The 20994-nt window shown below is 62.2% G+C and carries 18 protein-coding genes; 4 read left to right on the forward strand and 14 right to left on the reverse strand.

Features of this window, described 5'->3' with window-relative positions:
- The 5 genes from iolD to VF436_RS18875 form a co-directional block, all read right to left on the reverse strand.
- The coding region (gene iolD / locus VF436_RS18855; protein WP_330905588.1) for a 3D-(3,5/4)-trihydroxycyclohexane-1,2-dione acylhydrolase (decyclizing) at window positions 1-1465 on the reverse strand (1465 nt) is incomplete at its 3' end.
- Window positions 1462-3414, reverse strand: a complete 1953-nt coding sequence (locus tag VF436_RS18860; protein WP_330905589.1) for a bifunctional 5-dehydro-2-deoxygluconokinase/5-dehydro-2-deoxyphosphogluconate aldolase — start codon at window positions 3412-3414, stop codon at window positions 1462-1464. The genes VF436_RS18860 and iolD, both read right to left, overlap by 4 nt.
- Window positions 3415-3569: 155 nt before the next feature.
- Window positions 3570-4373, reverse strand: coding sequence for an ATP-binding cassette domain-containing protein (locus tag VF436_RS18865; protein ID WP_330905590.1), 804 nt, complete (start codon window positions 4371-4373; stop codon window positions 3570-3572).
- Between the two features lie 11 nt (window positions 4374-4384).
- Complete coding sequence (locus VF436_RS18870; protein WP_330905591.1) at window positions 4385-5512, reverse strand: ABC transporter permease; 1128 nt, start codon at window positions 5510-5512, stop codon at window positions 4385-4387.
- 64 nt (window positions 5513-5576) lie between these two features.
- On the reverse strand, window positions 5577-6623 hold the full coding sequence (locus VF436_RS18875) for a sugar ABC transporter substrate-binding protein (protein WP_330905592.1): 1047 nt from the start codon (window positions 6621-6623) through the stop codon (window positions 5577-5579).
- A 263-nt stretch (window positions 6624-6886) separates the two neighbouring features.
- Between VF436_RS18875 and VF436_RS18880 the strand changes: the two genes are divergently transcribed.
- The 3 genes from VF436_RS18880 (at window position 6887) to VF436_RS18890 (ending at window position 10003) form a co-directional block, all read left to right on the forward strand.
- Window positions 6887-7753, forward strand: coding sequence for a MurR/RpiR family transcriptional regulator (locus tag VF436_RS18880; RefSeq protein ID WP_330905593.1), 867 nt, complete (start codon window positions 6887-6889; stop codon window positions 7751-7753).
- Window positions 7746-8747: an inositol 2-dehydrogenase gene (gene iolG / locus VF436_RS18885; protein WP_330905594.1), complete on the forward strand. Its 1002-nt coding sequence runs from the start codon at window positions 7746-7748 to the stop codon at window positions 8745-8747. The genes VF436_RS18880 and iolG overlap by 8 nt, the downstream gene beginning before the upstream one ends.
- Window positions 8748-8977: 230 nt before the next feature.
- Window positions 8978-10003, forward strand: coding sequence for a Gfo/Idh/MocA family oxidoreductase (locus tag VF436_RS18890; protein WP_330905595.1), 1026 nt, complete (start codon window positions 8978-8980; stop codon window positions 10001-10003).
- On the opposite strand, the gene dbpA is transcribed toward VF436_RS18890, so the two are convergent.
- The 6 genes from dbpA to VF436_RS18920 form a co-directional block, all read right to left on the reverse strand.
- Entirely contained in the window at window positions 10000-11376 is a 1377-nt protein-coding gene (gene dbpA, locus VF436_RS18895) for an ATP-dependent RNA helicase DbpA (protein ID WP_330905596.1), read from the reverse strand. The genes VF436_RS18890 and dbpA overlap by 4 nt on opposite strands.
- A 14-nt stretch (window positions 11377-11390) precedes the next feature.
- A complete protein-coding gene (locus VF436_RS18900; protein ID WP_330905597.1) occupies window positions 11391-12803 on the reverse strand; it encodes a DUF2867 domain-containing protein in 1413 nt (470 codons plus the stop codon).
- A gap of 13 nt (window positions 12804-12816) precedes the next feature.
- Window positions 12817-13134 carry a metalloregulator ArsR/SmtB family transcription factor gene (locus VF436_RS18905; protein WP_330905598.1) on the reverse strand — a complete coding sequence of 106 codons (318 nt, stop codon included), beginning with the start codon at window positions 13132-13134 and terminating at the stop codon, window positions 12817-12819.
- 163 nt (window positions 13135-13297) lie between these two features.
- Entirely contained in the window at window positions 13298-14017 is a 720-nt protein-coding gene (locus VF436_RS18910) for a pseudouridine synthase (protein WP_330905599.1), read from the reverse strand.
- Window positions 14018-14140: 123 nt separating this feature from the next.
- Window positions 14141-14914, reverse strand: a complete 774-nt coding sequence (locus tag VF436_RS18915) for an ABC transporter permease (protein ID WP_330905600.1) — start codon at window positions 14912-14914, stop codon at window positions 14141-14143.
- A complete protein-coding gene (locus VF436_RS18920; RefSeq protein WP_330905601.1) occupies window positions 14911-15870 on the reverse strand; it encodes an ABC transporter ATP-binding protein in 960 nt (319 codons plus the stop codon). The genes VF436_RS18915 and VF436_RS18920 overlap by 4 nt, the downstream gene beginning before the upstream one ends.
- Before the next feature lie 89 nt (window positions 15871-15959).
- Between VF436_RS18920 and VF436_RS18925 the strand changes: the two genes are divergently transcribed.
- Window positions 15960-16706 (forward strand): FAD-binding oxidoreductase, encoded by a 747-nt coding sequence (locus VF436_RS18925; RefSeq protein ID WP_330905602.1) that lies wholly within the window; start codon window positions 15960-15962, stop codon window positions 16704-16706.
- Window positions 16707-16858: 152 nt separating this feature from the next.
- Here VF436_RS18925 and VF436_RS18930 read toward each other — a convergent pair whose 3' ends face one another.
- The 3 genes from VF436_RS18930 to VF436_RS18940 are packed head-to-tail and all read right to left on the reverse strand — an operon-like array spanning window position 16859 to window position 20983.
- Entirely contained in the window at window positions 16859-17878 is a 1020-nt protein-coding gene (locus VF436_RS18930; RefSeq protein ID WP_330905603.1) for a spore coat U domain-containing protein, read from the reverse strand.
- Window positions 17875-20289 (reverse strand): fimbria/pilus outer membrane usher protein, encoded by a 2415-nt coding sequence (locus VF436_RS18935; protein WP_330905604.1) that lies wholly within the window; start codon window positions 20287-20289, stop codon window positions 17875-17877. Before VF436_RS18935 ends, VF436_RS18930 begins: the two co-directional genes overlap by 4 nt.
- Window positions 20246-20983, reverse strand: a complete 738-nt coding sequence (locus VF436_RS18940; protein WP_330905605.1) for a molecular chaperone — start codon at window positions 20981-20983, stop codon at window positions 20246-20248. Before VF436_RS18940 ends, VF436_RS18935 begins: the two co-directional genes overlap by 44 nt.
- Window positions 20984-20994 lie beyond the last annotated feature (11 nt).

A 20994-nucleotide genomic window follows, 5' to 3' on the forward strand; every position in this document is an offset into this window, starting at 1 on the left:
TCACAGAGGTGGCTATCTCGGCATTAAGCATGAGGTAGCTGCCGTCGCCAAGCATCACGATCACCTCGCGCTCGTGCCTGGCCATCTTCACACCCAGGCCGCCGGCAATCTCGTAACCCATGCAGGAGTAGCCGTATTCCATGTGGTAGCCGCCAGGCGTCGAGGTGCGCCACAACTTCTCCAACTCGGCAGGCAATGTGCCAGCGGCACAGACGACGATATCGTCTCGTGCCGAATCCTTCGATGACCGCTGCACGGCCCCGATGACCTCCCCGTCATAGGGCAGCATATCGGCCGGTAACTGTCGGCGCTGGGTGATCGTGTCGACGATGTCGCGCCATTGGGCAGCTTCGTCGATGGCGCGCTGAGTCCATGCCGCGTCGCCCTGCCAGCCCCCCAGGCTGGCGGACAAGGCCTGCAGGCCCAGATCGGCATCGGCCTGAATCTCCACGTTGCCCTTGATCAGGTCGTGGCCGTTGACATTGAGCGTGATGATGCGTGCGTTCGCGTAAAGCGCGTTCGAGCCGGTAGTGAAATCCTGCAAGCGCGTGCCGACCGCGATCACGACATCGGCCTCGGCCAGCAATGCATTGGCGGCGGTCGAGCCGCATACCCCTGCGGGCCCCAATTGCAGTGGATGATCCCAGGCGAACGTGCCCTTGCCGGCCTGGGTTTCGGCAACCGGCACGCCATGTCGCTCGGCGAAAGCGCGCAGCGTCTGGCTGGCACCGGCGTAAAGCGCTCCACCGCCGGCGATCAATACCGGCCGACGAGCATGTCGCAGCACCTTGGCGGCTGCTTCGATGTCATGCGTGACGGGTGGGAGCTGACGGATGGTATGCCTGCGTTCGGCGAAGAAATCCTCCGGCCAGTCATATGCCTCGGTCTGTACATCTTGTGGCAGCGCCAGCGTGACCGGGCCGCACAGCGCCGGGTCTGTCAGTATGCGAAGTGCGCGTGGCAGCGCCGTGAGCAATTGTTCGGGCCTGACGATACGATCGAAGTAGCGCGATACCGGACGCAGGCAATCATTGGCGCTGACCGTGCCGTCGCCGAAGTCCTCCAGTTGTTGCAGCACTGGGTCCGGCGCACGCGATACGAAGATATCGCCGGGCAGCAAAAGCACTGGCAGGCGATTGACGTGGGCCAGGGCAGCGGAGGTCACCAGGTTGGTCGCGCCCGGTCCAATCGACGTCGTCACGGCCATCATGCGTCGGCGCATGTGCGCCTTGGCATAACCGATGGCCGCGTTGGCCATCGCCTGTTCGTTGTGCGCGCGGTAGGTCGGCAGTGCCTCGCGCAGTTGATACAGCGCCTCCCCCAGGCCGGCCACGTTACCGTGGCCAAAGATGGCGAATACGCCACCAAATAGCGGTACGGCATGGCCTTGGTCGTCATCCATGCGCTGCGCGGCAAGATAACGAACCAGGGCCTGCGCCATCGTGAGGCGAACCGTGGAACTCATGCAGCGGCTCCCACGGCCTTGGCGCTGGTGCGTGATTGTCGCGCTTCACGCCATAGTGCGGCCAGTTCGCCAAACTTCTGCGCGGCACGCCGGACCAGTTCGTCGTCACCGATGTCACCACGAAGCCATGCACCAGCCGGTTCGCTGAAAATGCTGCGCCCCACGGCGAAGCCTCGGCAGCTTGTACTGTGGGCGGCTGCGCGAAAGCCCTTGGCCAGCTCGTCGAACGGAGCGTTCAATCCCAGTAGCAGCACGCCACGGCAATGCGGGTCGCGTTCGGCGATCAGCGCATCGATCGCTTTCCAGTCCTGCGTGGCGACGGGGGCGAGCTTCCACCACTCGGGGCGAATACCCAGGTTGTAGATGCGCTTGAGCGCACGCAGCACGCGCTCGCCCGGCGTTGTCCCGGCATGCGGAAGATGGGGTGGGATGACTTCCAGCAGCAGCTCATGCCCGCTGTGACGGGTGGCATCGTACAAAGACAGCAGTTGGGTTTCCTGCTCCAATCGCCTTTCCGGCGAATCGTCCGGGTCGAAAGCAACCAGGCACTTGACGACGTGCTCGGCGGGCCAATGCAACAGTTGCGTACCGACGGAGCGGCCGTATTCGAATTCCAGCGGAAGCGAGCCGGGCATCTCGACCGGTCGCCCAATCCACCATCCTCGGCCAGTGGCCGCATGCAGCGCGTCCTGGCCGTAACGCTGATCGGCCAGCAGGCCCACGCGACCCTGCAAATCCAGGCTGCGTGCCGCCAAAGCCACGGCGTCTACCAGCAGCCGCTTGAGATGCGGTATGCGTGTTTCAGTCGCGCCGCTATCGCGCGCGAGTTCGAAGAATTGATTGCGGTGATCAAAGGCGAAGATGTGAAGATCGTCCCAGTGGGAGCGCTCGACCGTTACGCGGTGCAGGTGCGCCAGCTCGGTGTCGCGATCGGGTTGTCGCAGGCGATCGGCGTGCGCGAGGAAGTAGTCAAGTTCCTGGCGGCTGGGCATCGCCGGCGCGCAGCCATGGCGCGATACGACGATGGCGCCGCATGCGTTGGCAAACGCGCAGCATCGGTCGATCGGCTCGCCGCGCAGCCAGCCGTAGAGAAAGCCGGACATGAAGGCATCGCCGGCACCAAGCACGTTGAGCACGTCCACGCGTGTGCCCAGGTAGGTCGGCGCGTCGTCGATGCGTGCCGGTACATCACCGTCGATGACACTGCAGCCCAGGGCGCCTCGTTTGACCACCAGCAAAGCCGGCGTCAGTTCGCGCACTTTGCGCAGCGCCACGATGAGATCCTGGCTGCCGCCGGCGATGTGGAATTCTTCCTCGGTGCCGACGATGAGATCGAACGCCGGCAAGATGCCTTGTAGATGCGTGGTGACCCCATCGTTGGCAATGAAGCGCGTCTGTCCATCACCACGGCCGGTCAAGCCCCATAGGACGGGACGATAATCGATGTCCAGTACGGTCTTCACGCCATGGCGGCGCGCATGGCGCAGTGCCAGTGTGCTGGCAGCATGTACGGAAGGGGTGGAAAAATGCGTGCCCGTGATGGCCAGGGCGCGGGCCGATGCGATAAAAGACTCATCGATATCGCTTTCCTGGATACCCATGTCGGCGCAGTTCTCGCGATAGAAGATCAGCGGAAACGTGTCGCGGTCCTTGATGCCAAGCAGCACAAGGCCAGTCAAGCGCTGCGGATCGGTCGACAGATGGCTGGTATCGCAGCCAACCTTGTCCAGCGTCTCGCGCAGGAAGCGCCCCATGTGGTCATCGCCGACGCGGGTCAGCATGGCCGAGCGCAAGCCCAAACGTGCAGTGCCGAATGCGCAGTTGCCCGATGACCCGCCGAGATATCTGGCAAAACTGGAAGCATCTTCCAGGCGGGCACCGTCCTGGTGGGCGTACAGATCCACGGCGAGGCGGCCGAGGCAGATCAGATCGTAGCGAGGTTCATTCATGGCGGTACTTCTTCGGAAAAGTGTGCCCACGTTTGCGGGACAAGGCGGCGAGGACGGGCGCGGTGTACGACGGATTCGGAGCATGCCGTCAAAAACGTGCGGTCCGTACCGGGGGGAGGGATGTCGCACATCGCCCCCGTCCCCGCCATAAACCATCAAGCGGCGGCGCGACCTTCCAGTTCGTTGAACAGACTCTGGATCTCGGTACCGCCGGCCATCATGTCCAGCACCTGCTCCTTGCTGATGGTGTCCTTGGCGAAGGTACCCATCGACTGGCCGCGATTGAGCAGGGTGAAGCTGTCACCGATGGGATAGGCGTGATGCACGTTGTGGGTAATAAAGATCACCGAGATGCCGCGCTCCCGCGCTTTGTGGATCAACTTCAACACATTGCAGCTCTGCTTCACGCCCAGCGCGGCTGTGGGTTCATCCAGGATAAGCACTTTGGCGCCGAAGTGGATCGCGCGTGCGATCGCCAGGCATTGCCGCTCGCCACCAGACATGGTGCCAACCGGCTGGTGCGGCGAGCGTACGTGGATTCCCATCTCGGCCAACTTCGATTCGGCGACCTCCGCGGCATGTTGCAGGTCCATCACCGGCAATACGCCAAACAGCTTCTTCATCGGCTCGCGACCGGCAAAAAAGTTGCGCGCCACGCTCATCAAAGGCACCAGGGCCAAGTCCTGGTAAACCGTGGCGATACCCTTGTCGAGCGCCTCGCGTGGCGATCTGAAGTTAACATCCTGGCCTTCGACCAGATAACGTCCCTTGTTGGGTCGGTGCACGCCGGCCAAGGTCTTGATCAGGGTGGATTTGCCCGCTCCGTTGTCGCCAAGGAGGCAATGCACCTCGCCGCGGCGCAGTCGCAGCGTTACGTCTTGCAGGGAGATCACCGAGCCGAAGTATTTGCTGATGCCTTCGAGCTGCAAGATGTAGTCGTCTGTTTTTCCATCGGTCATGGCCGCGCTCCTTACTTGCTCGCCGTGGCGCGCGAGCGGATGTAGTGATTGAACAGCACCGCCAGTAGCAACATGCCGCCGAGGAAGACGCGGTACCAGTCCGAATCGAAGTTGGTGTAGGAGATACCGATCTGTACCACGCCGAAAATCACTGCGCCGAAGCATGCGCCCAGCACCGAGCCATAGCCACCGGTCAGCAATGCGCCGCCAATGACTGCGGCGATGATCGCTTCGAATTCTTTCTGCAAGCCGCGATCGGCCGCAGCCGAGCCCACATCTGCCACCTGCAGTACACCGAACAGGCAGGCGCAAAACGCGGTGAACACGAACAGGCTGATCTTCACCCGGCGTACCGGAACACCTACATTCTGGGCTGCATTCGTATCGCCACCCACCATGAAGATCCAGTTGCCAAAGCGCGTGCGCGAGAGGATGAAGCCAGCGATCGCGGCCACACCGAGCCACCACAGGATCACCTTGGGCAGGCCGGCGACGACGGGCTCACCGTTGGGTAGCTTTTCTATCAGGCCAAGACTTGCCATCCAGCTGAACAGCCCATGTAGCGTGGTGCCTTGGAACAGCGTATGCACGACCGGGTCCGCATCCAGCTTGTCGCCGACGCCGCTGACAATGGTGGAGTTGGAGAAATGCGTGGACAGCACAAGGGTCAGGCCGCGCAGGATGAACATGAAAGCCAGTGTGACGATGAAGCTGGGTAGCCGGGTACGTACCACCAGATACCCGTTGAGCCAGCCCAGCGCCATGCAACCGACGAAGGCGAACAGCATCGAGGCCCACATCGGCCAACCGAGAAACATCGCCGGTACTGCCATCATCATGCCGGCGAAGCCGATCATCGAGCCAATGGACAGGTCGAATTCACCGGCGATCATCAGCACGCATGCCCCTACGGCGATGATGCCCAGGTAGGCGGCAACGGTAGACCAGTTCATCACGCCATCGAGGTTGAACATCCCCGAATCGCCAGCGAAAACGCCGAACAGCATGAAGATCAGCACAGTGCCGGCGATGGAGCCCAGTTCGGGCCGGTGGAGCAGGGCGCGCCACGGTGAAATGCGCCGCACGCGTTCGTCTGCGGGCCTGGCGGCCGATGGGGTTTTGCTGAGGGATCCGGTCATGTTGGGACTGATTGCATTCATGGATGGCCTGCCTGGACTTGCTCGATGGACAACATGCACACGGTCAACGGTACTGACCGGCGTATTTCTCGACGGTCGCCACGTTGTCCTTGGTGACGAAGGCTGGGCCGGATCGCACGCCGTCCTGGGTGTAGATCGGCTCCAGCCCATAGGTTTTCAGGCGTGCCTGAAACTTCGGGTTGGCCTTCAGCGTGGCGATGATCGCCGCTGGGTCCTTGGTCTTGTCCTCATAGGCAATGATCGCGGCAGCGACGGACATGTAGCCTTGCAGGTACGGTTGCTGATCGATGGCGAAGTTGAGCTCGCCCTTCTTCACAGCATCAATGATGGCCGGTGACAAATCGAAGGTGCCAAAGTAGATCTTGCCTGCCTTGCCCATGCGCTCAAGCACCTGGATGGTCGGTTCGGCCGAATTTGGCCCCAGGGCAAGCACCGCACCGGTATCGGGACGGCTGCGCAGATACGCTCCGACCTTGCTGGCTACCGTGCTCGGGTCCACGCCGGTATCGATCATCGAAGATTTGTAGTCCACGCCGATCGCATCGGCAAAGCCCTTGCAGCGCTGCATGGAGGCGACGTTGGTGGCGTAGTGGTTGACGCAGACAAAGGACTTCACCCCTGCGGCCTTGGCCCGTTCGCCCGCCGCCTTGCCAGCGTCGTATTCGGGTTGGCCGATATGCATGATCGCGCCGAGCTTGCGGCTTTCCTCATCGGTGCCGGAGTTGAGCGTGACGACAGGAATTCCTTTTGCGGTGATGCGCATGGCAGGCTTGGACAGCACGTCGTAGTCAGCGATGTCGAAAGCTACGCCGTTGTAGTTGCGTGCGGCGGCTTGTTCGAGCAGTCGGGCCATGTCGGCCAGATCACCATTGGGTGGGTTGCGATAGTCGACCTGCACGCCGAAGTCCTCACCGGCCTGCTTGATCGAGTTCTTCACCGTGTTCCACCACGAATCCGAATCGGGAGCGTGGCTGATCAGCACATACCGCTCGTTGGCGTGGGGGCCGTCTGCGGCCAGGCTGGTCGTCGGCAACGCCATGGCTCCTGCCATCAGTGTCGCGAGCCACAACGAAATCTTCCGAACGCGCATATCAAGCCTCCGCTGAATGTGCCGGCCTTTACGTATCGAGCCGACGTGGGTTACGGGATGCCATGCACGGGGCACGGGCATCGAGGTGGGCCAGGCGAGCATAAGGACGCTACGACGCATTTTGCAATTTGCATTGCACAATGAAAAAAACTGGAAGAAAAATTCCATGTGAGGCATAACATGCGCCGAGGCGGGCGATGCCCGGCCAGGGAAGCAGGAGCGCCTGGACGGCTTGGTTTATCTGACGATCGGGTGGAGAACGCATGAGCAAACGGAGCGCCGTTGACGAATTGTTGCAACGCATCGCGGACGAGTTCGACAGTCTTCCGCGCCAGTTGCAGGGCGTGGCGACCTATCTGGAGCAGCAGCGCGCCAACATCATGGTGCAGCGTGTCAATGAAGTGGCCGACGGCTCGGGGGTACATCCTTCGGCTGTAGTGCGTTTCGCACAGCGTTTCGGCTATTCCGGTTTTTCGCAAATGCAGGCGGTCTTTCGTAGCACCTATACCGAGGCCACCACTCCGGCTCGCAGTTATCAGCAGCGCATTCGCAAGGTCATCGCCGACGGCGCCGAACCGATCAGTCCTGCGCAGATGGCGCTGCGCTTCATCGACGCCAGCCGCGTTGGCCTGGACGAACTGGCCGGCGAACTCGATGCGACGCAGTTCGAAGCCGCAGTGGAACTACTGGCCAAGGCCGAAAACATCTACGTGGTGGCCGTGCGTCGCACTTTCGGCATCGCCAGTTATATCGCCTATGCGCTGCAACATACGCAAAAGCGCGTGCACCTGGTCAGCGGGTTAGGCGGCATGTTCCGCGAGCAGATCCGCAGCATCGGGCCCGGTGACGCGATGATCGCGATCAGCTTTCCCCCGTACGGCAAGGAAACCCTCTACTGCGCGCGCGTGGCGCACCAGCACAAGGCAAAGGTCTTGGCGGTGACCGACAGCGCTCTCGGACCGCTTGCGCGTGACGCCCAGGCCGTGCTCAAGGTCAACGAAGGCAGCGCATTCGCCTTTCGTGGCCTGACCAGCACCATCTGCCTTTGCCAGGCGCTGTTCGTCGCCCTGGCGTATCGCCTCGAATTGAAAGTTGAAGAAACCTCGCACCCTGGAGAATACGATGACTGAAACCATCAACGTGGCCGTGTTCGGCGCCGGCCGTATCGGCAACATCCACGCAGACAACGTGGCACAACATCCGCATGCGTGCTTGCAATATGTGGTCGACGTGCACGAGCCATCGGCTGCGCAACTGGCAGCCAGACACGCTGCGCAAGTAGCCTCGGTGGAGCAGGTGCTCGCCGATCCAGGCATAGGCGCGGTAGTGATCGGCTCAAGCACCGACACGCATGCCGACCTGATCCAGCGCTCGGCTGCGGCAGGTAAGGCGATCTTCTGCGAGAAGCCAGTCGATCTGGATGTGCAGCGCGCGCGTGCCTGCGCGGAGGCAGTCAGGAAAGCGGGTGTGACCTGCATGATCGGTTTCCAGCGCCGCTTCGATCCCACCTTTGCCGCGTTGAAGGGGCGCCTGGACGCTGGCGAGATCGGTGAGCCGGAAATGCTGGTGGTGACCAGTCGAGACCCGGCGCCGCCGCCAGCATCGTACATTGCACGCTCCGGTGGCGTGTTCAAAGACATGTTGATCCACGACTTTGACATCTTCCGCTGGATACTCGGTGGCGAAACGGTGAGTGTGCATGCTACCGGCGGCAGCCCAGGCCTGCCGGAGGTGGCGGCTGCCGGGGACATCTCGCATGCAGCTGTCACGTTGCGCACGCGTGCGGGTAGTTTGTGCCAGATCAATACATCGCGCCGTGCGGCCTATGGGTATGACCAGCGCTTCGAAGTGCTGGGGAGCAAAGGCTTGCTCCAAGCGGGTAACGTGCGTCCCACGCAGGTCGTTGCTTGGGGTGCGGACCATATTGCCAGCGACAAACCGGAAGCTTTCTTCCTGGAACGATATCGTGCGGCGTACGCACTGGAAATAGCGCATTTCTTCGATGCATTGACTCACGGAACACAGGTGCGCACCACCATCGAGGACGGCATCAAGGCATTGGAGCTTGCCGAACTGGCGACGCAATCGTGGCGCGAAGGTCGTGCAGTGGAGTGCTCCGTGTGATCAAGCGGGGCGTGCACCCCGAGCCGCGGCATGGATGCTTTCAAAGCCCCAGTCTGTAATTGCATTGTAGATTGCATCGCGACTGGAGTCGCTTCTATCAGGACGCCGCACTGTGTTTTAAAGGTTTCAGCAGCGGCGAAAAGGTCGGTATGACGGGGTCGGCGATGCGACGCGAATAGCTGCCCCGTGATTCCACGAACTGCCTAAACACATCCCGATTCGAGATCATCATGAACCAGACTTCTCTTCGCATTGGCCTGGCTGGACTTGGCCGGCTTGGCCGCCGTTATGCGGAATATCTGGCCCGTGCCGTACCGCGGGCGCGCCTGGACGCCGTGTGCAGTCCTGTCGCCGACGAAATCGACTGGGCGCGCGAGACGCTCGGTACTCCGCGCCTCTATGCCGACTACGCAGCGATGCTGGCCGACACGGAACTCGATGCCGTGTTCCTGATAACGCCGACCTCGCTGCACGCCGAGCAGATCGAGCAGGCACTCGATGCCGGTAAGCATGTGTTCTGCGAAAAGCCACTGTCGCTGGACGTACCGACTTGCTTGCGTACTGTTGAGCATGCAAAACGTTACCCTCATCTGCGCGCGATGGTCGGTTTCGTGCGCCACTTCGATGCCAGCTATCGTGCAGCCAAGTCACGCATCGAGGAGGGCGGCATTGGACGCCCGTTCATGGTGTACTCGCAAACTGCTGACAAACTTGACCCCAGCGGTGCCTTCGTCAAGTTCGCGCCCACCAGCGGCGGCCTGTTCCTCGATTGCTCCGTGCACGATATCGATCTGGCCCGCTGGCTGCTCGGTCGTCCGGCGGCCCGGCGCGTCTACGCCATCGGCACCACGGCGATGTATCCCGAACTCAAACCTATGGGCGACGTCGACAACGGGGTGGCCGTGTGCGAGTTCAGCGATGGCAGTATGGCGATGTTCCATGCCTCGCGCACCCAGGCGCATGGGCATGACACCCATACGGACATCGTCGGTACGGCAGGCAAGCTCAGCGTGGGGCGCAATCCACGCCTGGATCGCGTCGAAATCGCCGATGCCCACGGTGTGCGCAGTTTGTCCTTGCCGAGCTTTTTCGAGCGTTTCGAGGATGCTTTCCTGGCGCAGTGCCGGCACTTCGTCGACGCGGTGCTCGATGGGCAGCCATTCGACCTGACGCTCGACGACGCCGCCGAAGCCACGCGTATCGCCACGGCCTTGCGTCAATCGCAGCAAACCGGCCAGCCGGTGGATCTTGGCTAGCCGAGCGAACGCACCCGGAAACTGCGGCCCTTGATCTTGCCCGAACGCAGGCGCTCCAACGCCTTGTTGGCCAGCGAGCGGCGGATCGCGACATAGGCGCGCGTGGCATAGATGTCGATCTTGCCCAGGTCATCGGCGGCCAAGCCTGCCTCGCCAGTCAATGCGCCGACGATGTCACCGGGGCGGAGCTTGTCTTGTCGGCCGGCATCGATGACCAGGGTCTTCATGGGCGCCAGGTGCAGGGTTTTGCCACGTGGTGCGGTGATCTTCAGCGGGTGCCATGGCAGCGACGCGCCGCTGAGCTCTTCGATGTTTTGCGCCTTGGGTCGCTCCCTGGGCGTGACCAGCGTGACGGCGTGGCCGGACTCCCCGGCGCGGCCGGTGCGGCCGATCCGGTGGGTGTGGGTTTGCGGGTCATGGGCGATGTCGTAGCTGATCACCAGCGGCAAGGCGGTGATGTCCAGGCCGCGTGCTGCCACGTCGGTGGCCACGAGCACCGAGCAACTGCGATTGGCAAAGCGCACCAGCACTTCGTCGCGGTCACGTTGCTCCATGTCACCGTGCAACGCCAGGGCCGAGAAGCCACGACGATCAAGCTCGACGGTGACGGCATCGACGTCACGACGCATATTGCAGAACACCAGCACCTGCGCGGCGCCTTCCGCACCTAGCAGTTGTGCCAGTGCATCGAGCTTGCGATCCGGTTCCACTTCGTGGAATCGCTGCTCGATCGTGGTTTCCTCGGGCGCGGTGTCTACCGTGACCTCCACCGGATCACGTTGCAGCCGTCTGCTGGCCTGGCGGATGTCCTGCGGATAGGTGGCCGAGAAAAGCAGGGTCTGGTGGTGCTTTGCGATGCGACCAGCGACATCGTCGATCGCCTCGGAGAAGCCCATGTCCAACATGCGGTCCGCTTCGTCCAGCACCAGTACCTTGATGCCGCCACCATGCAGGCTGCCACGCTTGAGGTGCTCCTGCACGCGGCCGGGGGTGCCGACCACGATATGCGGATCGTGCGTGAGCGAGGCCAACTGTGGCCCCAAAGGCATGCCGCCGCAAAGCGTGAGCAGCTTGATGTTCGGGATGGATGCGGCCAGCTTGCGGATGGCCTTGCTCACCTGGTCGGCCAATTCGCGGGTGGGGCACAGCACCAGGGCTTGCAGGCGGATCAGCTCCGGATCGAGCTGTTGCAGCAAGCCCAGTCCGAAGGCGACGGTCTTGCCACTTCCAGTACGTGCTTGTGCGATCACGTCACGCCCGTCGAGTATGGGCGGCAGGCTTTGATCCTGCACCGGAGTCATCCCGGCATAGCCGAGCGTGTCAATGCTGGCGAGCAGGGCAGGTTTGAGTGGCAGGGTGCGGAAATCAGTCATGCGCCATGATCGCATCAATGAGGGTGTTGTGCAGAAAGGCATGCGCTTTCTGTTGAAAACGCATGCTGGGCAGCCATCCGAAGCATCGCCGGGCTGACATAGTGGCGGTGCGTGGATTCGATCAGTGCCATGTAGACGTGTCCGAACAAATTGGTGCACAGCACTCGGTTGGCCAGTGTGATTTCGACGTGATTACGCTCGTCAATACGCACACCCACGCAAGAACGAAAGCGCAGATGTTTGTCATTGGCACCAAGAATGACCTGTGCATGGCGGCCGTCCTCGCTGACGCGCTGTGCTCGCACCGGGTGCCGGCCCAGGAACAGGTTCTCTTGCGCAGGCGACAGCAGCGAGGATACCGGGCAACCCAGCGGCGATGTACGCAGGCCAAACGGGCGTGCCAGGATATTGCGAATGGCCATCAACCGTGTCACGCCGGGAGGCGGATTTGCGACGAAGCTGTCGAGCAGGCGGCCCAGTAGCGGTGCGGCCGATGCACCGATCTGATCGAACTTGCCGAGCGCCATGGTGAAGCTGTCCTGATGCTGGAAACGATCAGCCAGTTGGCCGTGCAGCAGCGAATCGACGGCCAGGTTCGCCTGACATCGTACGCTCAGGCGGTCCTGGCTGGCGGCAACGAAGCCCTTACCTGGGAGCCAGTGCACGGCGCGATAGCGAAAACCGCCCAGCATGCCGCGCACCATGTGACAGAAGCGGCCGAGCGCGGAAGCCGGTGGTGCATCCAGTGCGAGTCGCGTGGTCGGTACCTGCCATTGACGCCAGGGCGTGGCGCGCAGCAGATCATTCACTGCTGGTGGCAACAACTCGGTCAGCGCGGGAATGGACGCATCGCCATGTAGCACCTGGGCTCGTAGCGATTCGGGCAGGTCGCCGCCGAGCTCGTTGGTGTGGCAGGAAAGGGCGAATAGAGTGGGATGCCTGCTGCCATCGCGCAGTGATGCGAACTGGTGCCAGGTATTTCCCCCGAAGCGCACGGTGAACATGCAGTCCGGTGGAATATCCACGGCATGCAAGCTACGAAAGAAACTCGACGGATCGTCGGCCAATTGTGCCGACGTTGCCGACGAGAAGCGCAACTGGGCGCCGCCACTGCCGGAGACCGCGGTAAATACGCGATGGCCCGCATGGCGGTGAAACGGGTGGCCGCGATGGCTCACCGTAAATGTGTAGAGCGACGTCGGGTCGCCAGCGAGGAAGTGGCTGGCGCCAATTCTGGCAGAAGGCTCATCCAGCGCATCCACGAAATGTATGTGGCTTCGTTGCCTGGCCGCTACGCCGGCATACAATTGATCGCCGGCTCCCGGCCCCAGTTGCGCCACCAATACCACTTCAACCGGGACTGCCCCCGGCTCTGCCGGCAGGGTGACGGAGGGAAAAGTCGCAATACGATGAATGGGCTGGCGCATGGAGGGTTTCCGGTTAGCGGGCAGGCTTGGGTGCCCGCTTGCGCGATTCGCGCTTGAGCGAGCCGGCAACCGGGCAGATTTCAAAAGCGAATCCGGTCAAGGTGTTGACCAGACTGTCGCGATTGAGCCGATACACCACGTACTGGCCACGGCGTTCGCTGCTGACGAGGCCGGCGTTTTCCAGGACCGACAGATGGCGCGAAATAGCGGGTGCGCTCATGGCGAATCGGCTGGCGATATCGCCAGCGGTGAGCTCCTGTGCCGACAGATAAGCGAGAATCTCGCGGCGAGGACGTGATGCAAGTGCTTCAAAGACCTTATCGATAGCCATGCATGTTTAGTTATTTAAGATATTGGTTAAATATCTAACTATGCAACGACTGCGTCAAGTGCCTCGGCCGCTGGTCAGCCCTCGCGCATCTGGATGAACTGGCCGCTGGATAGAGCGGGGACGGGGAAAATGCGCCTGTGGCGGCCCAGGCGCATCGCCACGGTCACCACTGCGTGCGATGGGGCAACAGGCCCTTGAGCTCGGCGTCGGTGAGATTGCGCCACTGGCCTGGCTTGAGATGGCCGAGCTTGACGTTGATGATGCGCACCCGGCGCAGTTGGGTGACGCGGTAGCCGAATTCCGCAGCCATCAGGCGAATCTGCCGGTTCAAGCCCTGGGTGAGCACGATGCCGAAGCCGAACTTGGCAATCTTGCGCGTGCGGCAGGGCTTGGTCATCTGTCCGTGGATGCGTACGCCGCGCGCCATGCCGGCAAGAAAAGCATCGGTGACGGGCTTGTTCACGGCTACGAGGTATTCCTTCTCGTGATGGTTTTCCACGCGCAGGATTTCATTGACGATGTCGCCGTTGCTGGTCAGCAGGATCAGCCCTTCGGAATCCTTGTCCAGGCGCCCGATCGGGAAGATACGCTCCTGGTGATCGACGAAGTCCACGATGTTGCCTTTCACGCTCTGGTCGGTCGTGCAGGTGATACCCACCGGCTTATTGAGCGCGATGTATACGCCGCGTTTGGCCGCAGGCGTGGATGCCAGCAGGCGTGGCTTGACCACTTCACCATCGACCCTTACCTCATCGCCCTCCAGCGCCTTGGCTCCTGTAGTCACCACTTCGCCATTGATCGTCACGCGCCCGGCCAGCAGCATCTCGTCCGCCTCGCGGCGGGAGCACAATCCGGATTCGCTGATGTATTTGTTGACGCGCATTTGGGGCGTTAGGGGCTGCAGGAGTGAAAGGTGGGGGGCAAAGGCGTCATGGTGCGCGTGGCAAGGAAGGGCGAGAGGGCTTTGGCTCTTGATGTCGATGCGCTGCCCCCTCTGCCTAGTTCCTTACGATCGCATGCCCACGCCACGGCGCAGCAACGACAGTGCAACCGCCGACAGGCCGATCACGAAGGCCAGCATCACCGCAAAGGCGGTGACGATATTGACGTCGCTGACGCCCAATACGCCGAAGCGGAAGGCGTTGACCATGTACAGGATCGGGTTGATCTGGGACATCGTGTGCCAGGGTTCGCCGAGCAGGTCGATGGAATAGAACACGCCGCCGAGATAGGTGAGCGGCGTCAGCACGAAGGTCGGCACCAGGGCGATATCGTCGAATTTCTTGGCGAATACCGCGTTGACGAAACCGGCCAGCGAGAACACCGTAGCACCGAGCAGCACGGCGAAGAACGTCACGAAGATGTGCGTGATGTGCAGGTCGGTGAAGAACAGCGCAATGCCAAGCACCAGCGCACCCACGATCAAGCCGCGGGTGACCGCGCCGGTGACGTAGCCGAGCAGGATCACCCAGTTGGGCATCGGCGACACCAGCATTTCTTCCACCGCTCGGCTGAACTTGGCGCCAAAGAAGGAGCTGGAGATGTTGCCGTAGCAGTTGGTGATGATGCTCATCATGACCAGGCCGGGCACGATGTACTGCATGTAAGTAAAGCCATGCATCTGGCCGATGCGGCTGCCGACCAGCTTACCGAAGATCACGAAGTACAGCGTCATCGTGATCGCCGGCGGAATCAGCGTCTGCGTCCAGATGCGCATGATGCGCACGATTTCGCGGCGGACGATGGTGCCAAGGGCGATGAGGTTGCCTGACGCGTTCATGCCGCCTGCTCCTGGCTGCCATGGCGGCCTTGCTCGACGAGCCGCACGAACAGCTCCTCCAGGCGGTTGGTCTTGTTGCGCATGGAAGTCACGGTAATGCCATTGGCCGATAGTTCGGCGAAAAGGGAGTTGAGGTCATGGGAGCGGGACATTTCCGCTTCCAACGTGTGGTCGTCGATGCGACGCAGGGTGACGCCGGGCTGCGCGGGCAGTATGGCGGGCAGCAGCGTGCTGGTGTCGAAGACGAAAGTTTCCACGTCCATGGTGGCAAGCAGGCGCTTCATCGTGGTGTTTTCCACGATGGTGCCGTGATCGATGATGGCGATGTTGCGGCACAATTGCTCGGCTTCTTCCAGGTAATGCGTGGTCAGGATCACCGTGGTGCCGGCGGCGTTGATGCCGCTGACGAACTGCCACATGGAACGGCGAATCTCGATATCCACGCCGGCAGTGGGCTCGTCCAGGATCAACAATCTGGGCTCGTTCATCATGGCGCGCGCAATCATCAAACGACGCTTCATGCCACCGGACAGCATGCGCGCCTGATCCTGAGCCTTGTCCCAAAGGCGTAGTTCCTTGAGGTACTTCTCTGCGCGTTCGGCAGCGATGTCGCGTGCAATGCCGTAGAAGCCTGCCTGGTTCACGCAGATGTCGAAGGGCTTTTCGAACTGGTTGAAATTGATTTCCTGGGGTACCAGGCCGATCAGCTTCATTGCTTCACTGCGCTGCTTGTTAACCGAGACGCCGAAGACGCGAGCGTCGCCGTCGCTGGCGTTGACCAGCGATGAAAGAATACCGATAAGGGTGGATTTGCCTGCGCCGTTGGGGCCAAGCAGGGCGAAGAAGTCGCCGGGTTCCACCGTGAGATTGATACCTTTGAGGGCCTGCACGCCATTGCCGTAGGTCTTGCGCAAATTTTCTACGACGAGCGCGGGAGCGGAAGAAGTGGACGTCATGGGCTGCACCGAGGGGGCTAGCCCTCTATTATAGCCGGCTGGTCCGGGTTCCCCACCGGACAGACCGTTCTCTATCCGGTACCTAATCCATGGCTGAACAGTTCACCCTCCGTCTCGTCGACAGCTACATGCTGGCCCAGACCGTGCGCCACCTGATCTTCGAGCGCGCCGACGGCCAGGCGCTGGCCTTCATCCCGGGTCAGTTCCTCCAGGTGCATTTCCATTACGACGATGGCACCCCGACCAAGCGTAGCTATTCGGTCGGCACGGTGGGCGACGGCTCCGGCCCGGTTCATCGCATCGAGATCGCGGTCAGCTACGTCGAGGGCGGGGCAGCCACCAAGCTGCTGGGCGGCCTGGAGCAGGGCCAGACCGTCGAGGCCAGCGGTCCTTATGGCCGTTTCTGCCTCCAGGCGGGCGACAGCCATCCGCGTTATCTGCTGCTGGCGACCGGCACCGGCGTCACTCCTTACCGGGCCATGCTTCCCCAACTGGAAAAGCTTCTGGTCCAGGGCGGCCGGGAGGCGGTGCTGCTGTACGGGGCCCGCAACGAAGAAGAGCTGCTCTATGGCGAGGAATTCGAGGCCTTCGCCCAGCGCGTGCCCGGTTTCACGTTCCATGGTTGCCTCAGTCGCCAGCCTCGCGCCGTCCCACGCCCGCACGACCGTAGCGGGCATGTCCAGAACGTCCTGGCCGAGCTCGCTCCCGCCGCCGACCGCGACATCGCCTACCTCTGCGGCAACCCCAACATGGTCGACGCAGCCTTCAACGCCCTCAAGGAATTTGGCCTGCCTGTGGCCCAGATTCGCAGGGAAAAATACGTCTCGTCGCGGTAGGAGCGAGCGACTTCAGTCGCGAAGCCATCTGCGATTCAGTCGCAGATTGGGGTTTTAGAACCTTCAAGCCGCGACCCAAATCCTATTCTTGCATCGCGAATGAATTTGCTCCCACGAGCAAGCCGTGGCAAGCGTTCGACTGCCCGCAGGCGTCAGTAATACACCGACACCGTAATCGTATCGGAGTAGGTCCCCGCTCCCGGCGTCGTCTGCGCAGGCACCCGACCGTACACAGTGACATTCTGCACCGCGCCGTTGCCGGTCGCCGCAACTGTATCGGCGCCATACGTATTGCCCCATCGCGTACTTCGCGAGGCATCCTTGTACAGCTCGTAGTTGATGAATTCTCCTCCGCCAGCCATGCGGCGGGTGCCGCTGGCGTTGCGCCCGTTGTCCAGGCCGATCTGGTAAGAAGTGCCGTTAGTGCATTGGGTATGCACCGTGGTGGTCGAATCGACCACGCCATCGAGTACGCCAGTGGCCGGGAACGTCAACGTATCGGCCGAGACGTTGCAGGTCTTGTTGACGTTGGCGCTCACCGTGAAGCTGAAACTGCCCGCGTTCGCGCTGCCGCACGTGGCGGGAAACGTGCCGAAACCGGTGGAGTATGTGCCGGAAAACATCGCGTCGTTACCGCTGAACGCACTCGAATAGCTGCCGGCTGTCACGCCCATCTGTCCAAGCAGGATCTGGCCGAACAAGGTGGCGTTGCCCGTGGCATGTCCAGGGGTGACATTGAAGAATCCGGTGATCGATGCGGCTGGAACCGTGAACTTGCGCATCAGCGGGTTGGGATTGGCCGAAGATAGCAGCGATCCCCAGATCACCTGATGCGCGGCGTCCTGGTACAACTGGTAGGCCAGGTCCTGGCCAGAGGTCGTGCTCATCACGCGGCCACCGCCGCCTGTGCCGCCGCTGCCCGCCCCGATGTTCAGGCACAGGGTGACATAAGCCGTGGAAAATTCGGTGTTGCTGCAATTCCAGCTGACGTTGTTGCTGGCGCTGTCGTTGGCGGTGGCAATCAGGCCATCCACGGTGCCGAAGTTGATGTTGGGTGCATCGACCACCTGACAGCTCACGTCGGCGTGGGCGTTGCTCGTGGGCAGCATCCACAGCATGCCCAGGGCGAGCAGGAGAACCCAGGTCCACCAGGGGCGCGACAGATGTTTCATGGTGCGGATTCCTTGGTGCATGTGACCGGGCCGATCTGCGGAATGCCATCGCCCTGGCGCTGGAAATCGAAACTCGCGTGGCAATGGCTGCCCTCGGCATCGTCCACGTCGAGCACGTTGTGCGCATCGAGCGTGTCCAGGTAGACCTGGCCGTCGTAGCCCACGACAGCGGCATCGCCGTCGTGGCCGTGCACGCGCACCTGGGTACCTAAAGCAAGAGGCTTACCATCGGCGCCTTGTAATATCACTAGCGCGGCGCGTACCGGATGGATACCGAAGTTGACCAGGGTGCCGGTACGGTCGGCCGGGGTGGCGACGGTCTTGACGCGATCGATGCGCAGGTCGGCTGGCAATTGCATGGGATCGATCGACAATTGATTGCTCTGGTACGAATTGAGTGGCGTGACCAGCAAGTAGCCATGGCGGTCGGTACTGCCGATCGCGCGGTTTTCCAGCTTGACCGGGACGTCGGCAACGCCATCGGTGGAGACCAGGGCGAAGGCGTCGTCCACATGACGGGTGGCAAACAGGTGGCCGCCCATGAAGGCGACCGAGCCGCTGGCTTCGCCATAGGCGTAACGCACATTGCCCACCGAATTCACGCCGGCATCGACCCTGCCGTAGCGGCCCAGGTAATCCAGTTCGGCGGTACCGCCGCCGGAGTCGGCGCCCATGCGGCCTTCGGCGCGGTAGCCGAAGCCGCCTTCGGTTGGCACGGCCTTGCTGGCGTCGACGGTCAACGTGCTGCGACCCTGGTCGCGTTGTGCACTGGCACTGAGCGTGGTGTTGTCGGCCAGCGCCAGGGTATAGCCCAGGAACAGGCTGCGATCGCGGCTGTTGTCCAGGTTCTGCGTCACGTTGATGTTCACCGATCCGCTGCGGCCGACCGCACGAAACCAATAGGCTGAGCCGTAGCGTGTGGCAGCCTGTCCGGGAAAGCGCAGGTGCAGGTAGCTCATGCCAAAGCTACCCAGATGCTGGCTGGTATAGCCGATCAAACCGCGTGCGCTGACTGACGGTGCGGGAGCGCCATACAGCGACGCCAGGTCGCGGTAGTCGCCGCGTGTATGAATGCCGTCGACGGAGAAATTGAACTGCTCATTGCGCCACTCGTAGCCCAACTCGAACTGCGAGCCGGCGCGTCCACGATTTTCGCTGTGTACGGCCGAGCCAGAAAGCACACCAGCCTGGCCCAAGAGCCACGCGCCGCCGGCGCCGGCATTGACCAAGCCATCGGTCGCCTCGGCATGGGCTTCGGCGGTGAATTGGTTGGACACACCGTAACGCCAGCTGCCACTGCCTGCCGGCTCGTGGCCATAGTCGAACGACTTGATGCCATAGTTTTCGCGCACGACGCCCAGCTCCGCCGACCAGTCCGACAGGCCGGCCTGCAACAGCTCATGGGCGTCATACAGGGAAAAATTGACCGTGGTGGCGCGGCCCAGCGCGTCGGTCAGCACCACCTGGGCATTGCCCGAGCCGGTAATGTTGGGGATGGTGTTGAGCTGGAACGGACCGGCTGGCACCTTGCCCGAGTATTGCTTGATGCCGTTGACGTACAGCTCCACATCCGATGGCAACGTGGCCGACCCCAGGAACGAAGGCAGCGGCGTGTTGATGCGATACGGTTGCAGCGCAAAGTTGCGCGACAGCTGGATACCGGCGATGCGCGTGGCGCGCGACCAGGGCAGGTAGCCCGTCAGCGTGTCGCCAATACGCAGCGTCATCAGGTCCTGGGGAAACGAAGTGCTCCAGGTTGTGTCCAGGCGCACCGTATTATCGTCCCAGCCGCTGCCGGCACCGTGGGTCATCTGGGTCAAGGTGGTATTGCTCAACACGCCCCAACTGTTGAACGCGCGCAGTTCGGTGAATGCGTTGAGGCTGCTTGCGTCATGCTGGCCTTGCGTACCGTACAGATCGTAGTTGAGCAGGATGCCTGGCGAGGCGGTGGCCTTGTTGGCGGTCTGCTGAGGTGCGCCCAGCACGGTGGTGGCCAGGTTCAACAGCTTCAGGGGCGCATTGATGTTTACCGTCTGGCGCGAGGCATCGTAGTCGGCCTGGACGCCTTGCAGGCTGTTCAGGCGCACCGGATCGGGCGTGCCTGGTGGCAGGTTGAAGCCCAACTGGCGTAGCGTGGCCGCGCTGGCCCACAGCTCGTTGTTGCGCATGGCGAAATGCGCCAATCCGCTGGGTGCGCCGTTGAGGGTGACATCGAGGTAGAGATCGGAGCCATCGGGCCCGGCGATCGCATCGGCGCCATCGACCGTCAGTCCGGGAGCCGATACGGGCGCGGCTGCACCCGCCGCAGCCGGTCCTGCCTCGGCGGCGTGTACCGCCGAAGCAAGCAGCGCTTGCAGTAGCAGCGTTTCAGCGAGTGGCCAGCGATATTGCTTGCGAGGCCTTCTCGCCATTGACCGTCCCCTCGATCGTGCCTCCGTTGGCAAACATGGCCAGCGGATGCTTGAGCGTCCAATGCACCGTTGCGCCCGGCAGTACATAGCCGAACAGTCCGGAGTTGATTTCAGTGCGATGACCGGCCTTGTCCGTGAAACTGATGGCCGAGAGCTGTGCGTGCGCCGTGCCACTGTTCTTCACTTCCAGCACCGCATGATCGCCATCGCTGCGCATCGACCATTGCAGTTGCGATGACGTGGCTGCGCCACCTGCTGGCTCTACATAGATCGGAACCGAGTAACGCAACACGAATTGCAGGCCCTTCTTGCCGTCGGTGCCTACCGGCAATTCGTCTATGATCACGCGGTAACTGGCTTCAGGCTGGCCGGCCGCAGGCGGCGCGCCAACGCGGATCGCGCGGACCAGTTGGTGATCATTGCCGGCGAGTTGAACCATCGGCGGGCTGATGACCAGATCGCGCGATGGTTCGAGTTTGTCCTCGCCGCCTTCCTGGGTCCACTTGAACACGCGCACTTGTGCATGCAAGGGGTCTGCGGTGGTGTTGCTCAACCACAGGCCATCGGCGTTCTGCGAAGCCTGGAGCGTGAGTTGCACCGGCGACACCTGCAAGCCGCTGGCGGCCGCAGTACCACTTGCCAGCGCCAAGCTGGCAAGCAGGCCTATGACAGGAAGGAGGCGAAGGACGTGCACCGAAACGATCC

Source organism: Dyella sp., from assembly GCF_036384435.1.
In the GTDB taxonomy this organism is placed as follows: domain Bacteria; phylum Pseudomonadota; class Gammaproteobacteria; order Xanthomonadales; family Rhodanobacteraceae; genus GSA-30.